At 33.5% G+C, this 14708-nt stretch carries 19 protein-coding genes; 14 read left to right on the top strand and 5 right to left on the bottom strand.

All coding sequences use genetic code 11. From position 1 onward, the window contains the following. Nucleotides 1–18: 18 nt before the first annotated feature. From ABD011_RS03075 to ABD011_RS03110, 8 genes are all read left to right on the top strand, one after another. On the top strand, nt 19–648 hold the full coding sequence (locus ABD011_RS03075) for a 4'-phosphopantetheinyl transferase family protein (RefSeq protein ID WP_129759552.1): 630 nt from the start codon (nt 19–21) through the stop codon (nt 646–648). Next, nucleotides 649–1374: a phosphoglycerol geranylgeranyltransferase gene (locus ABD011_RS03080; RefSeq protein WP_343795685.1), complete on the top strand. Its 726-nt coding sequence runs from the start codon at nt 649–651 to the stop codon at nt 1372–1374. Between the two features lie 2 nt (nt 1375–1376). Beyond that, on the top strand, nt 1377–1637 hold the full coding sequence (locus tag ABD011_RS03085) for a thiamine-binding protein (RefSeq protein ID WP_129759550.1): 261 nt from the start codon (nt 1377–1379) through the stop codon (nt 1635–1637). Next, nucleotides 1621–2253, top strand: coding sequence for a nicotinamide riboside transporter PnuC (gene pnuC / locus ABD011_RS03090; RefSeq protein WP_343795688.1), 633 nt, complete (start codon nt 1621–1623; stop codon nt 2251–2253). The genes ABD011_RS03085 and pnuC overlap by 17 nt, the downstream gene beginning before the upstream one ends. Beyond that, nucleotides 2214–2783 carry an AAA family ATPase gene (locus tag ABD011_RS03095; RefSeq protein WP_131506197.1) on the top strand — a complete coding sequence of 190 codons (570 nt, stop codon included), beginning with the start codon at nt 2214–2216 and terminating at the stop codon, nt 2781–2783. The genes pnuC and ABD011_RS03095 overlap by 40 nt, the downstream gene beginning before the upstream one ends. Continuing rightward, a complete protein-coding gene (locus ABD011_RS03100) occupies nt 2780–4345 on the top strand; it encodes a DUF4301 family protein (RefSeq protein ID WP_343795691.1) in 1566 nt (521 codons plus the stop codon). The genes ABD011_RS03095 and ABD011_RS03100 overlap by 4 nt, the downstream gene beginning before the upstream one ends. Beyond that, entirely contained in the window at nt 4338–4742 is a 405-nt protein-coding gene (gene arfB / locus ABD011_RS03105) for an alternative ribosome rescue aminoacyl-tRNA hydrolase ArfB (RefSeq protein ID WP_343795693.1), read from the top strand. Before ABD011_RS03100 ends, arfB begins: the two co-directional genes overlap by 8 nt. 365 nt (nt 4743–5107) lie before the next feature. After that, nucleotides 5108–7291 (top strand): TonB-dependent receptor, encoded by a 2184-nt coding sequence (locus ABD011_RS03110; RefSeq protein ID WP_343795696.1) that lies wholly within the window; start codon nt 5108–5110, stop codon nt 7289–7291. On the opposite strand, the gene ABD011_RS03115 is transcribed toward ABD011_RS03110, so the two are convergent. Continuing rightward, the gene (locus tag ABD011_RS03115; RefSeq protein WP_343795698.1) at nt 7288–7722 is read right to left on the bottom strand and encodes a hypothetical protein; all 435 of its coding nucleotides are present in this window, start codon (nt 7720–7722) and stop codon (nt 7288–7290) included. The genes ABD011_RS03110 and ABD011_RS03115 overlap by 4 nt on opposite strands. Before the next feature lie 171 nt (nt 7723–7893). On the opposite strand from ABD011_RS03115, the gene greA reads away from it, so the two are divergent. Further along, nucleotides 7894–8367 carry a transcription elongation factor GreA gene (gene greA / locus ABD011_RS03120; RefSeq protein ID WP_129759543.1) on the top strand — a complete coding sequence of 158 codons (474 nt, stop codon included), beginning with the start codon at nt 7894–7896 and terminating at the stop codon, nt 8365–8367. Between the two features lie 114 nt (nt 8368–8481). After that, nucleotides 8482–8871, top strand: a complete 390-nt coding sequence (locus ABD011_RS03125; protein WP_129759542.1) for an HIT family protein — start codon at nt 8482–8484, stop codon at nt 8869–8871. 1 nt (nt 8872) lies between these two features. On the opposite strand, the gene ABD011_RS03130 is transcribed toward ABD011_RS03125, so the two are convergent. Together ABD011_RS03130 and ABD011_RS03135 are read right to left on the bottom strand one after the other, a co-directional pair. Continuing rightward, a complete protein-coding gene (locus tag ABD011_RS03130; protein WP_335973463.1) occupies nt 8873–9223 on the bottom strand; it encodes a hypothetical protein in 351 nt (116 codons plus the stop codon). A gap of 12 nt (nt 9224–9235) precedes the next feature. Next, entirely contained in the window at nt 9236–10390 is a 1155-nt protein-coding gene (locus ABD011_RS03135; protein WP_343795703.1) for a sensor histidine kinase, read from the bottom strand. A gap of 122 nt (nt 10391–10512) precedes the next feature. On the opposite strand from ABD011_RS03135, the gene ABD011_RS03140 reads away from it, so the two are divergent. From ABD011_RS03140 to aat, 3 genes are all read left to right on the top strand, one after another. Next, a complete protein-coding gene (locus ABD011_RS03140) occupies nt 10513–11382 on the top strand; it encodes a flavin reductase family protein (RefSeq protein ID WP_343795706.1) in 870 nt (289 codons plus the stop codon). Nucleotides 11383–11398: 16 nt separating this feature from the next. Further along, nucleotides 11399–11773: a DUF3127 domain-containing protein gene (locus ABD011_RS03145; RefSeq protein ID WP_343795708.1), complete on the top strand. Its 375-nt coding sequence runs from the start codon at nt 11399–11401 to the stop codon at nt 11771–11773. Between the two features lie 265 nt (nt 11774–12038). Beyond that, the gene (gene aat, locus ABD011_RS03150; RefSeq protein ID WP_343795710.1) at nt 12039–12662 is read left to right on the top strand and encodes a leucyl/phenylalanyl-tRNA--protein transferase; all 624 of its coding nucleotides are present in this window, start codon (nt 12039–12041) and stop codon (nt 12660–12662) included. An 11-nt stretch (nt 12663–12673) separates the two neighbouring features. Here aat and ABD011_RS03155 read toward each other — a convergent pair whose 3' ends face one another. Continuing rightward, nucleotides 12674–13240 (bottom strand): DNA-3-methyladenine glycosylase I, encoded by a 567-nt coding sequence (locus tag ABD011_RS03155; protein ID WP_343795712.1) that lies wholly within the window; start codon nt 13238–13240, stop codon nt 12674–12676. A gap of 103 nt (nt 13241–13343) precedes the next feature. On the opposite strand from ABD011_RS03155, the gene ABD011_RS03160 reads away from it, so the two are divergent. Further along, entirely contained in the window at nt 13344–13928 is a 585-nt protein-coding gene (locus ABD011_RS03160; protein ID WP_343795714.1) for a thioredoxin family protein, read from the top strand. On the opposite strand, the gene ABD011_RS03165 is transcribed toward ABD011_RS03160, so the two are convergent. Beyond that, a complete protein-coding gene (locus ABD011_RS03165; protein WP_131506186.1) occupies nt 13925–14665 on the bottom strand; it encodes an energy transducer TonB family protein in 741 nt (246 codons plus the stop codon). The genes ABD011_RS03160 and ABD011_RS03165 overlap by 4 nt on opposite strands. Between the last annotated feature and the right edge of the window lie 43 nt (nt 14666–14708).

Genomic DNA, 14708 nt, shown 5'->3' on the forward strand with positions numbered 1-14708 from the left:
TAACTTTCAGAATAATAAATGCCTCTATATAAAACCCTTACTCCTAATTCTTATACTACTGTTAAAATTTGGAAGATTACAGAATCTTATAACCAGTTAAAGCAAGGTATGTTTTTAAGACCAGAGTGCGAAACTCGTGTTTTAGGTATGAAAAGCGAGTTGCATCAACGTGGTTTTTTAAGTGTGAGACATTTACTAGCAGAGTTTGGATACACTGATGCCGATTTGTTTTATGACGAAAATGGAAAACCACACCTAAAAGATGGAAAGCATATTTCCATAACACATTCGTTTATATTTTCGGCAGTTGTAGTAAGCGATAAAGAAGTAGGTATTGATATTGAAAAGCAACGAGAAAAAATAAGTATTATTGCTCAAAAGTTTGTTGAGTATGAGTTTGAATATCTCGATAAAACTGCAACGGATTATATTAATAAGCTTACTGTAATTTGGTGTATTAAAGAGTCCTTGTATAAGTTGTTTGCAACACCAGGTTTAAGCTTTTTTCAGCATACATTGGTAATTCCATTTATGATGAAAGATGAAGAAACAATAGCTTGGATTGATTATGATAATAAGAAATACCGTTACCAAACCACATTTTTAGAATTTGAAGGATTTACCTGTGCGTTAGCTTTACCATCATAAATGAAACAGATTTACAAAAACATAGTACAGTCTGTTTCTAATGGCAAAAAGTTATTGGCAGTACTTATTGATCCTGATAAGTTTCAAATAGAACATACACCAGCATTCATTAGTAAAGTTAACGCGTCTATAGCAACTCATATTTTTGTTGGAGGGAGTGAAGTACAAGAACAGCTTACAGATATTTTGGTTAATGAAATAAAAAAACACACGCAATTGCCAATTGTTTTGTTTCCTGGAGATGTTACTCAAATTACAAATAAAGCTGATGGCTTGCTATTTTTATCATTGATTTCTGGAAGAAACCCAGAATATTTAATAGGTAAACATATAAAAGCAGTTTCAAAACTAAAAGGCACGCAGCTTGATATTATTCCAACAGGATATTTGCTTATAGAAAACGGAAAAGAAACAGCAGTTCAAAGAGTTACTCAAACCCAACCTATGCCTAAAAACAATAGTGAACATATAGTAAACACAGCAAAAGCTGGAGAGTTTTTAGGTATGAAACTTATTTACCTTGAAGCAGGAAGTGGAGCATGTGAACTAATTTCAGAAAGTATTATTTCTAAAGTGAAAAGTGAACTGAATATTCCGTTGATTGTAGGAGGAGGAATTAGAAGTAAAATACAAATGAATGCTGCATATCAAGCTGGAGCAGATGTTGTGGTTATAGGAACCGCTTTTGAAGAAGACGAATCATTTTTTGACAGTTTAAAAAAATAAATATGAAAATATCAGTAGAACTAACATTAACACCATTACAAGACGATTTTGAACCATCAATCATCCATTTTATTAAAAAGTTGAGAGCTTCAAATCTTAAAGTATTAGAAAACCCATTAAGCACTCAGGTTTATGGTGAGTATGATGAGGTTATGCAGGTGCTTACAACCGAAATAAAAGAAGCATTTGAACTTGTGGAAAGAGGCTTACTGTATATGAAAATTGTAAAATCAGACAGACACGATTATGAGCCACATTTTTGATTGGTTATTTTCACAGTATCAAGGTATAGATACACATTTAATAGTTCTTGAGTTTATAGGAGTCTTCTTTGGCTTTTTAAGTGTTTGGTATTCCAAGCAAGAAAACATTTTGGTGTATCCAACAGGAATTATTAGTACAGCAATTTTTGTTTATATTCTTTGGGTTTATGGTCTTTTAGGAGATATGTTTATAAATGCCTATTACTTTTCTATGAGTATTTATGGCTGGTATTTCTGGACAAGAAAAGATGATAATAACCAAGAAGTGCCAGTAACAAAAACTACAAAAAAAGAACACTTGTGGGGTGCAGTTATTTTTGTAGCTACAATTCTTTTTGTGATTCTAATTTATAAAGTAAATGATAAGTTTGATTCTTGGACAGCTTATGTAGATACTGTTACAACTGCTATATTTTTTGTTGGTATGTGGTTAATGGCAAAAAAGAAATTAGAAAATTGGACATATTGGATTATAGGAGATTTAATTTCGGTACCCTTATATTTTTATAAAGGTCTAATTTTCACGTCTTTTCAATATTTTTTATTTACTATTATAGCTATTTATGGATATAAAGCATGGAAGAACAGCTTAAACAACAACCAGCAAATTGCATAAAAGTAGTTTTGTTTGGACCGGAAAGTACAGGCAAAACAACACTTTCTAGACAGTTAGCTAGACATTATAATTCCGTTTGGGTACCAGAGTATGCACGTGAGTACCTTCAAAATAAATGGAACAATGAGCGTAAAACCTGTGAACCAAAAGACTTGCTGCCAATTGCTATTGGGCAAATACGTTTAGAAAATGAGCTAGCTAAAAAAACAAATACTGTTTTGATTTGCGATACCGATTTGTTAGAAACCAAAGTTTATTCTGAAGCGTACTACTCAGGGACTTGCGATCCAATTTTAGAAAAATTTGCTTTAGAGAACACCTATAGTTTATACTTTTTAACGTATATTGATACGCCTTGGGAGGCAGACGATTTACGTGATAAACCCAATGAGCGAGAACGTATGTTTAAAGCGTTTGAAAGTGCATTAATCAAGCATAAAAAACCTTATGTTTTGCTTAAAGGAAATAAAAGTGAACGTCTAGAAACTGCCATAAAACACATTGATCAATTATTAAAAAGCAATACATGAGTTTTTCAGATTCAGATTTAAAACAAATTGAAAGTAAAGGTCTAACGCTTAGAAAAGTCCAGTCTCAAATAGAACTTTTTGTAACAGGATTACCTTTTTCTAATCTTGTCTCAGCTGCTACCATTGGTGATGGAATTATCAGGTATACTGATACTGAGATTGAACATTATATAAACGTGTTTGAAGGCAAAAAAAATGACCTATGCGTTTTAAAATTTGTTCCTGCTTCTGGTGCTGCAACTCGCATGTTTAAGTTTTTATTTCAGTTTATAAAAGACTATGATCCTGAAGCTGAAACCTTAAATGCCTATATAAATAGAACAAAAAACAATAACCTGTCTATGTTTTTGGTTGGTTTAGAAAAGTTTCCGTTTTATTATGAGGTTATGGATATGCTCAATGAAAAACATCCTAATTATAAAGCGCTAAGTACAGGTCATCAAGCATTGTTGTTTGTAAAAACTATGTTAGATGAAGACAAGCTTAACTATGGTAATTTCCCTAAAGGTTTATTGCCTTTTCATGAATACAAAAACAAAATAATTTCAACGGCTTTTGAAGAGCATTTATTTGAGTCGGCTTTGTATTCTTCAACAAATGCGACAACTAAGCTACACTTTACAATTTCTGAAAAGTATAAAGACAAATTCAAGAATGAGTTCAATAGAATTCAGGAAAAAGTAGAGAAAAAAACAGGCGCAAAATTTGATATTTCGTTTTCCTATCAAAAAGAATCTACTGATACTATTGCAGTAACTCCAAAAAATAAACCCTTTCGTGAAGACGATGGTACATTGTTGTTTAGGCCATCAGGTCATGGAGCACTTATTGAGAACTTAAACGACCTAAATGCTGACATTATCTTCATCAAAAACATTGATAATGTTGTGGTGTATAAGTACAAGACTGAAGTTGCTAAATACAAAAAGTTACTTGCAGGTGTTTTACTAAACCTTCAAGAAACCTCGTTTAAATATATGGAGCAATTGGATGATGAAGAAACAACTGAAGAGGAACTGATTAAAATTGCTGAATTCCTTCTTAATAAATTACAGGTAAAAATTTCTCCTGAGTTTGAAAAATATAAAGCTAAATACCAAATTGAATATTTAAGAGAAAAACTAAATAGACCAATACGTATTTGTGGAATGGTGAAAAATGAAGGTGAACCAGGTGGTGGACCATTTTGGGTAAAAGACGAAAGCGGAAATGTGTCGCTTCAAATTGTGGAGTCTGCTCAAATAAACATGAAAAACAAGCCGCAAAAAGCCATTTTAAAAAAATCTACACACTTTAATCCTGTTGATATTGTATGCAGTGTTAAAAACTATAAAGGAGAAAAGTTTGATTTAACTGACTTTGTAGACCCAAAAACAGCATTCATTACCATGAAGACCAAAGTAGGAAAAGATTTAAAAGCACTTGAGCTACCTGGTTTATGGAATGGAAGCATGTCTAACTGGAACACGGTTTTTGTTGAAGTACCTCTTATTACCTTTAATTCTGTAAAAACAGTAAACGATTTATTAAAAGCACCACACCAAATAAAAAGTGATGCTTAACGAAGACCTCTTACTTGCCGAATTATCTTTTAAAGCCATAAAGAGTTCTGGAGCTGGTGGACAACACGTTAATAAAACAGCTTCAAAAGTTGAATTGACTTTTAATGTTGAAGCATCTACAGTTTTAAATGAGGAGCAAAAGGAACTCTTGCTCAAAAACCTACAAACAAGATTAAGCAACCAAAACGTACTTGTCTTACAATGTGGTGAAAGCCGAAGTCAGCATAAAAATAAAGCACTTGTAATTGAGCGTTTTTTAGAAATTATTAAACAAGGTTTGATTGTTCCTAAAAAAAGAAAAAAGACAGCTGTTCCTAAGGCAGTAAAACAAAAACGACTTCAAAACAAAAAGCAACTGTCTGAAAAAAAAGCCAATAGAAAGCCTCCTGAAATTTAAAAGTTATAGGTGTCACTCTCAGTGATTTTTTGAGTAATAAAAATTGTATTGAGAAGTCTTTTAAAGTCTAAATTAGTTCATTAATTTTGCAGCGTTCTCAAAAAGGGGTGCTTTTTTCAGTACTCAGTAGAACAGTATTCAGTTGCAGTTTAAGTGTTTTTAATACAGACTGCTAACTGTAATACTGCAAACTGCGCACTGATTTCGGCTGAGATCATACCTAATGAACCTAGAACAGGTAATGCTGTTTAGGGACTGTGAATACTTAATGCTGTATCCGGAACAACCTAAAGTATTCTATTTTATAATAATTTATTAACCAAAGAATAATTACCTCTTTTTATTCGATTATAAACATAATCGTAATGAAAAACTTATTCGCATTTTTAGCATTATTCGTGCTATCTGTCAATGCATTTTCACAAGAAAAACAAAAAGATTCTACCGAAGTAGAAAAGCTAGACGAAGTTCTAGTAAAAGCAGTTCGTGTTGAGGCAACATCGCCAATTACTCACACAAACGTAAAAAAAGAAGACCTTAAAAAACGCAATTTAGGTCAAGACATTCCTGTACTTTTAAATTATTTACCGTCAGTTGTTACTACAACCGATGCTGGAGCAGGAGTTGGTTACACAGGAATTAGAGTTCGTGGTATTAGTTCGCAATCTACTAACGTAACTATTAACGGAATTCCCTATAATGATGCAGAGTCATTAGGAACATTTTGGGTGAATTTAGGGGACTTTGCGTCTTCAGTTGAAAATTTACAATTGCAACGTGGAGTAGGAACCTCTACTAATGGTTCAGGAGCTTTTGGAGCTAGTATTAATGTGCTTACTGATGCAATTTCTGAAAAACCTTATGGAGAAATTTCAAACTCATTTGGTAGTTATAATACTAGAAAACACACCTTAAAGTTTAGTACAGGTAAGTTAAATGACCATATTGAAATTGCAGGTCGTTTGTCTCAAATAAAATCTGATGGATATATAGACAGAGCAACTTCTGATTTAAAATCCTATTTTCTACAAGCAGCTTATGTAGATGCTAATACCTTAATTAAAGCCATTACTTTTTCTGGTAAAGAAATTACCTATCAATCTTGGAATGGATTGGAAGATTTAGAAAAACTAGAAAATGATCGTACCTTCAATACAGCAGGTATGTATACTGACGAAGATGGTAATACACGCTTCTACGATAACGAGGTTGATAATTACCAGCAAGATCACTATCAGCTACACTGGAACCAACGTTACAATAACAATTGGTCAACTAACTTAGGGCTTAACTATACCTATGGTCATGGTTATTTTGAGCAGTATAAAGAAGACGAAAGCTTTTCAGATTATGATTTAGAAGAAATCACTATTGGTGATGAAACTATCAATGAAACAGATTTGATAAGACGTAGATGGCTAGATAACGATTTTTATGTAGTTAATGTCAACGTTAATTATAAAGACGATGCTATAAATGTTATTTCAGGGTTATCTTATAGTAATTATGATGGCGATCATTTTGGAGAAATAATTTGGGCTCAATATGCTAGTAATAGTGAAATAAGAGACCATTATTATGACGGAAATGGTAAGAAAAATGATTTTAGTGTATTTGCAAAAGCAACCTACAGATTGAATGACAAAGTTAGTTTATATGGTGATTTACAATTGCGAAATGTAGGTTATAAAACATCAGGAGAGACATCAGATAGAGTGCCATTTAATATTGATGAAAACTACAGTTTTTTCAATCCTAAAGCAGGTATCACGTATAAGTTAAACACAGCAAATAACCTGTATTTCTCGTATGCAAGAGCTAACAGAGAACCAAAACGTGATGATTTTGAAAACAATCCAGATGTAAAACCAGAACAGTTAAACGATTTTGAATTAGGTTGGAGATACAGTAAAGAAACCTTTAGACTTAATATCAATGGTTACTATATGCAGTATAACGAGCAATTAGTTTTAACAGGAACTATTGATGATGTTGGTAGTCCTGTAAGAGCTAACAGTGGAGAAAGCTATAGACTAGGTTTAGAAGTTGATGCAGCTTTAGCCATAACGCCTAAGTTTTCAGTGCAACCTAATTTTACCATTAGCTCTAATAAAAACAAAGAAACTGTTGCCTCAATTGATGGCGAGCTAGTAAACCTTGGTAAAACCAATATTTCATTTTCACCAGAGTTTATTGCTGCTAATGCTTTTGTATTTCAACCAACACCACAATTTCAAATGTCTTTTTTAAGCAAGTATGTTGGTGAGCAGTTTATGGGAAATACTAATGCTGAGGCTTCAAAGCTCGATAGCTATTTTGTTAACGATTTCAATATCATGTATGAAATTAAAACCAATTCTATTTTCAAATCTATAGTGTTAACAGGATTGGTAAACAATGTGTTTGGTAAAAAATATGAGTCTAACGGATATTATTACACCTACGATGATACTTGGTCTAATCCAGGACAAGTTGAAACAATTGAAGGTGCAGGCTTTTATCCGCAGGCAACTACTAACTTTTTAGTAGGAGCAACCTTACGATTTTAATTAGTAATACTATAGGTGTTACTTCCAGTTGGAGTAACTCTGTATTCTTTAAGACCACAAGGTAATGCTTCGTTAAGAGGCTGACCAATAAACAGGCTATATTCATTTTCATCACCACAACCACACTTAGCATTTGCTCCATCAATAGTCATGATTGAGCAACTGCTAGGTATGTGACTTGGGTCTGCAGCATCCCATGCTCTCAGTCCTGAGCCAACATTGGTCACAATAATACCGCCATTACCGCCTGCAACTTCGAAAGGAATATATACAGAGTTACTCGTAAACTGTAATTGGCTGTATTGCGGTAGGTTAAGGTTAATGCTTGCATTAACTCCTGAATTTTGTAAAAAATTACAGTTATTGTTATCGTCACTTTTGCTGCACGATACCAATAAAACAAAGGTAAGTAGTGTTAAAAAATTCTTCATAGCATGAATTTATAAGCCTGCAATTTAAACAAAATAAATAGTGAAATAAATATTTTGTATATTTGTGTCATAATCTCGTGTGAGCGAGATTTTTTGCGTTAGTCCCGAGCATAAGCATCGGGATATTTTGAATAAAGTCGCAAAGCTAATTATAAAGTAAACGATGAAGTTATGAGTAAAGTATCTTATTATACTGCTGAGGGATTAAAAAAATTAAGAGAAGAGTTAAACCAACTTAAAGATATAGAACGTCCTAAAGCGTCACAAGCAATTGCCGAAGCTAGAGATAAAGGCGATTTGAGTGAAAATGCTGAATACGATGCAGCTAAAGAAGCTCAAGGTATGCTAGAGATGAAAATTTCTAAGTTAGAAGAAACTTTGGCTAACGCAAGACTTATTGATGAGTCGCAATTAGACACTTCAAAAGTATTGGTATTGTCTAAAGTGAAAATTAAAAACCAAACCAACGGTATGGAAATGACTTATACTTTGGTTGCTGATGGTGAAGCTAATTTAGCACAAGGAAAAATTTCAGTTAACTCTCCAATAGGTAAAGGATTATTAGGAAAATCTGTAGGCGATGTTGCCGATATACAAGTACCTAATGGTATAATGAAATTTGATATTTTAGAGATAAGCCGATAAGCTTTCACGACATAATAATATGCTAAAAGATTCCACATACGTTGGAATCTTTTTTATATTTACAAATAGTGCAATAACTAAGTAACCTAAAACCTAAAACCTAAAACCTAAAAAATGGCATCCATATTCACAAAAATTGTAAATGGTGAAATACCTTGTTATAAAGTAGCCGAAACTAAAGATTATTTGGCGTTTTTGGATGTTAACCCAAATGCGATAGGACACACGCTTTGTATTCCAAAAATTGAAGTAGATAAATTATTTGATCTTGACGAAGCGACATATATAGGTTTAATGGAGTTTTCTAGAAGCGTTGCTATTGCGCTAGAAAAAGCAGTGCCTTGTAAACGTGTAGGTGTTTCGGTTATTGGGCTAGAAGTTCCTCATGTACATGTACATCTTATTCCATTAAACTCAATGGAAGATGCTCGTTTTATTTCAAAAGTTGCTATGGATAAAGAAGCGTTTGAAGCTACAGCAAAACGTATTGCTTCGTTTATGTAAACTACCCAAAAACTCCCATAGCAAACAGGACAATTCCTGCTATGATAAGTAAATCTAAAACAATAAATACCCAAGCTAAGGTTTTTAGCTTCAAAGACTTTGGTTTTGGCTTAGCAGCACGTTTTTGGTAAGCAACGACTTGTTCAATCTCATCAGTCCAACGTACTGGGAAAATATCAGTATTGCAGGTAGAGCATGACATAGACTGTGTGGTTTCTTCGGTAATGGCTTTGTAAAAAGCGTTTTCAACAAACTGTTGCTTAAAGGTGAGTTGCAATCCATTGTTGGAGTAGCACTCAGGACAATTGTTGTTAAGTTTAACTTCTTTTAGTGTAAAAAACTTTTTAGCCATACTTCAAATGTACTAAACTAATTTTAAACTGATTAACATTGTGGTGCCTTTACCAATTTCGGACTGTAAGACTTTTATCTTGCCTTTGTGGTAATCTTCAATAATACGTTTGGATAACGAAAGACCTAATCCCCAACCACGTTTTTTACTGGTAAAACCAGGTTCAAAAATTTTATTGAATTGGTGTTTTGGAATTCCTTTTCCTGAGTCGCTAATAGTTACTTTTACATATTTACCATCTTCAACTATTGCTATTTTAAGCTCACCTTTACCTTTCATGGCATCAATAGCATTTTTTACAAGGTTTTCAATAGTCCAACTGTAAAGTTGCGCGTTGAGGTTTACAAAAATATTAGCATCGGGAGTAGTGATTTCAAAATCTATAAGTTTGGAAGAACGTGCTTTTAAATAATCGTAAGAGTCTAAAGTTTCTTGCACAATATCAGTTTTTTTAAGTGTTGGCACAGAACCAATTTTACTAAAGCGTTCAGTAATGGTTTGAAGCCTATTGACGTCTTTTTCAATTTCTTTTATATAATCTGGATTTACGTTTTCAGAATGTAAAATTTCAGTCCAACCAACTAATGAAGACAATGGTGTCCCAATTTGGTGCGCTGTTTCTTTTGCCATTCCTGTCCAGAGTTTATTTTGTTCAGCATTTTTAGCGCTTCGGTAAAAAAAGTACGCCACAGCTATAAACAGGAAAATAATAAGCAACAATGCCATTGGGTAATACTTCAACTTATTCAATAGAGGAGAGTTGCCATAGTATAGAGTAGAAAAAATCTTGTCTTTATATTTTATTTCAATAGGTTGGTTTTCCTTTTTAAACTGTTCAATTAACTTTTTAGCATATTCTGGATCTTGAATTTTCTCTTCATCAATATTGTTACTACTGGTTACATTTCCTTTTGCATCCAATAAAATCATTGGAGTAGAGGAGTTGCTTCTTAAAATCTCTAAAGGTAATTCACCTATGTCACCATCAAGGTCTGTGGTTTTGGTAACTTCTTTTTGAGCAAACGACCAATTTTGCATTTTTATTCGCTCTTCTTGTTTAAAATTTTGAAAGAAAATATAGGTATTCCAAAGTATTAACGAGATAATAATAAAAGAAACTATAATAATGGTCCAGCGTAGAATGTTCTTGTTTGCGGTAAGTGTCATTATAAAATGTTTACAATAATTAAATATAATGCAAATCTGTTAATAATATTGTACAGCAACTACTTCAAATCATTTTTATAACAGTACTAATATGGTTACATTTGTGCAAAATCAATGGTGTAATGATATCTTTTGAACCAAAAGACCTTTCAACAGGAAAACTTCATAGTTATTTATTAAGTGCTGTAGCGCCTAGACCTATTGCATTTGCAAGTACTATAGACAAAGATGGTAACCCAAACTTGTCACCTTTTAGTTTCTTTAATGTGTTTAGTGCTAATCCGCCAATTATGATATTTTCTCCTGCACGACGTGTAAGGGATAATACTGTAAAACACACTTTAGAAAATGTTGAAGCTATAAAAGAAGTGGTCATTAATGTGGTGAATTATGATATGGTACATCAAGCATCATTGAGTAGTACCGAATACGCTAAAGGTGTTAACGAGTTTGATAAAGCTGGTTTAACCATGTTAGCATCTGATGAGGTGAAACCCTTAAGAGTAGCCGAATCACCTATTCAATTTGAGTGTAAGGTAAACGATGTTATTAAACTAGGAACCGAAGGAGGAGCAGGTAATTTGGTGATATGCGAGGTAGTTAAATTCCATATTACTGAAGAAGTACTGGACGACAACCAAGTTATAGACCAAGAAAAACTAGACTTAGTTGCTAGAGCAGGTGGAAGCTATTACAATAGAGCTAAAAAAGGATTTTTTGAAATCCCTAAACCACTCTCAACATTAGGTATAGGTGTCGATGCAATGCCTGAAGAAGTTAAAAACAGTATGGTGTTGACAGGAAACGATTTGGGTATGTTGGGTAATGTAGAAGAGTTACCGAACCAAAAGGAGATTGACGCATTTATAACCACTGTAAGCGAGCATTATCCAAATATTAAAAACATGTCTCACCACCAAAAGCATAGTATAGCGCGAAACTATTTAAGTTATGGCGATGTAAGTAGTGCGTGGAAGTTATTATTATCATAAGTAAATTAAATATTAGATGGAAATACAAGGAAAAGTAAAAATGATTGGAGAAACCCAAACTTTTGGAAGTAATGGGTTTAGAAAAAGAGAAATTGTTGTAACTACTGAGGAACAATACCCTCAGCATATAATGGTAGAATTTATTCAAGATAAAACCGATTTGTTAAATAACTATCAAGTAGGTCAACCAGTAAAAATAAGCATCAATTTAAGAGGAAGAGAATGGGTTAATCCACAAGGTGAAACCAAGTATTTCAACTCTATACAAGGATGGAGAATTGAAAGCTTACAACAAGAAGCCTCTAGTGATATGCCACCAGTACCACCAGCAGAAGCGTTTGAGCCTGCTGGCGATTTAAATGAAGATGACCATGACGATTTGCCATTTTAATTGGCAACCAAAATAAGTGTTAATGAAAATCCCAATGTAAACCCATTGGGATTTTTTATTTTTAATGCATAAAAAAAGCCCTGAATTACTTCAGGACTTTATAATGTGGTTTTAGGTTTGACCTTTACAAACAAACTCAAAAAAAAGCAATGATGAACAAAATTTAATTAGTAAAGGTCTACTCAAATATGGCTAAAAATGTTTGTTTTTCAAAGTGTTAAGCCATATTTAACAGTAAAAAATCAACGAAAACGTTTTAGTAATAATGCACATTTTAAATAACGACATAGCGTTTCCTGAAATAACCTCAGCATCACCTGAAGGCGTTTTAGCCATTGGAGGCGATTTGTCTGTTGAACGCTTATTGTTGGCCTATAAGTCTGGGATATTCCCTTGGTTTAGCGAAGATGAACCTATTATTTGGTGTTCACCAGACCCAAGGTTTGTAATGTTTCCTGAAAAGCTTAAAGTCTCAAAAAGCATGAAACAAGTATTGAGAAACACTGATTTTGTTATAACCGTAAACCAAGCATTTACACAAGTAATTACGGAGTGTGCTAAGGCAAAACGCGAAGGACAAGATGGAACTTGGATTACCCAAACCATGATTGAAGCCTATACTGAATTACATCAATTAGGTTATGCCAAATCTGTTGAGGTCTGGTTGCACAATGAGTTGGTTGGTGGTTTGTATGGTGTAGATGTTGGTAATGGTGTGTTTTGTGGCGAAAGTATGTTTGCCAAAGTAAGCAATGCTAGTAAAGCAGGTTTTATAACCTTTATACAAAACACCAATTACAAACTTATAGATTGCCAAGTCTATACCAATCATTTAGAGCGTTTAGGCGCAGAAGATATGGATAGAGAGGTGTTTTTAGGATATTTGTGAAAATCTTTCAACTAAACCTCATCATACCTAAAACAACCCACTTCATGGTCGTTTACCATACCTGTGGCTTGCATATGCGCATAAATAACGGTTGAACCCACAAACTTAAAGCCTCGCTTTTTCAAATCTTTGCTAATGGCATCACTTAACGCAGTGGTTGCAGGAGCATCCTTGTAGTTTTTAAGCGTGTTTTTTATAGGTTTGCCATCAACAAATCCCCAAATATATTTTGAAAAACTTCCAAACTCTTGCTGAACATCCATAAATGCTTTGGCATTGGTAATGGTTGCGTTTACCTTTAGTTTGTTACGTATAATACCAGCATCTTGTAGTAAACTATCAATCTTAGCTTGCTTGTAGTTAGCAATGGTTTTATAGTCAAAATTATCAAAGGCTTTTCTAAAGTTTTCGCGTTTGCGTAAAACGGTTATCCAACTCAATCCTGCCTGAAAGGTTTCTAATATTAAAAACTCAAAAAGAGTATCATCGTCATAAACAGGAACTCCCCATTCTTGGTCGTGATAAGCTTCGTAAAGGTCGTCTCCAACACACCAACCGCATCTGTGTTTTGATTGCATAACTTAGTTGTAAGTTTTTTATTATAAATTAGACTTATTCATGACATTAGTCATAAAACAAGAGTGTACAAGATACTATTTTTGCTTTATCAAACATACAATTATGAACCCAAATATAGATACAAAACTATCATACAGTCAATACAGAGAGTTGGTTTCTGAATTGGTTGAAAACAAATCAACAACTGGTAACGATACTTCTGAAGCATTGGTGAATTACACGATGCTTAATGACCGAAGAATGAAGCGTTGGGACAAGACCGTAAAAATTTCAGAAGAAGACCAAGCACGCATAAAATCTTTTAAAGGAAATGTTACTTGGGTAGTACTTACCGAGAGTTGGTGTGGTGATGCAGCACATGTAGTGCCTGTGTTAAATAAAATAGCTGAACTTAATGATGGTATTGAACTGCAACTTGTCTTTAGAGATGAAAACGAGGAGTTAATGAATCAGTATTTAACCAATGGAGCAAAGTCTATCCCAAAACTGATTATGACTGATAATGTTACGCAAAAAGTGGTGGATACTTATGGACCAAGACCTAGTGAAGCAACTAAATTGGTAAACGATTTTAAAGCAAAACACGGAACACTATCTGCGGAGTTTAAAGAAGACTTACAGCGTTGGTACAATCAAGATAAAGGTAAAACTGTAATTAAAGATGTGTTGCAGTTATTGGGTGTTTAATTTTTTCCTTTAAAGAAAAACGTAATAGAGCCTATTTGCGAATTGTTGGTTGAGGCATCAAAAGTAGCTGATTTTGCATACTCCAAAGCATGTTCGGTTAAACACTCATTTTGAGTTGTAGAAGAACTGTTTATATATGCATCGGTTACTAAGCCATCAGCATTTACTGTAATATTTATTACAATTTTACCACTGTCTTCACACAAGTATCTAGGAGTATTATAATCTAGTAATTCTCTTCCTTTTAGAGAGTAGGTTAAAGTACTTATTGCATTTCCTTTTTGATTCTTTTCACGCTTTTCTGGAGAACGCATTGCAAGTACATCGTTTGCTTTTTTATAACGGTTGAGTTCTTCTTTATTAACGGAATAGCCACTAGAACTGTTGTAGGAAGACGATGAGGTAACCACATCATTTAGTTCTTGCGAAGCTTCTTCTTCAAGGGCTTTTGTGGTACGATCAAAGTCATTGGCATTCATGGATTTGAAGTTCTTCATCATTTCCTTGAATTCTTCGTCTTCGTTATAAGCTTGATTAGTCGTTTTTAGTCCTTTTTCCAAAGCTTTTAAAGCTTCAAGTTCTTTAAGCTCTTCTTCAGTAGGTGGTTCTATTTCGTAAAAACTTTCAGCGATAAATTCTTGCTGTTTAGTAATATGAAAACTAAACATAGCAAATAGTATGATGCCTGCTAAAAGAACCGTAATTAATGCTGCTTTATGTCGTTCAATCCATTCCAAACGTTAAGATTTGTGTACGCAATATATACGTTAAAATATGGAA

It is taken from the genome of Gaetbulibacter jejuensis (assembly GCF_039524015.1).
Lineage (GTDB): Bacteria > Bacteroidota > Bacteroidia > Flavobacteriales > Flavobacteriaceae > Gaetbulibacter_B > Gaetbulibacter_B jejuensis.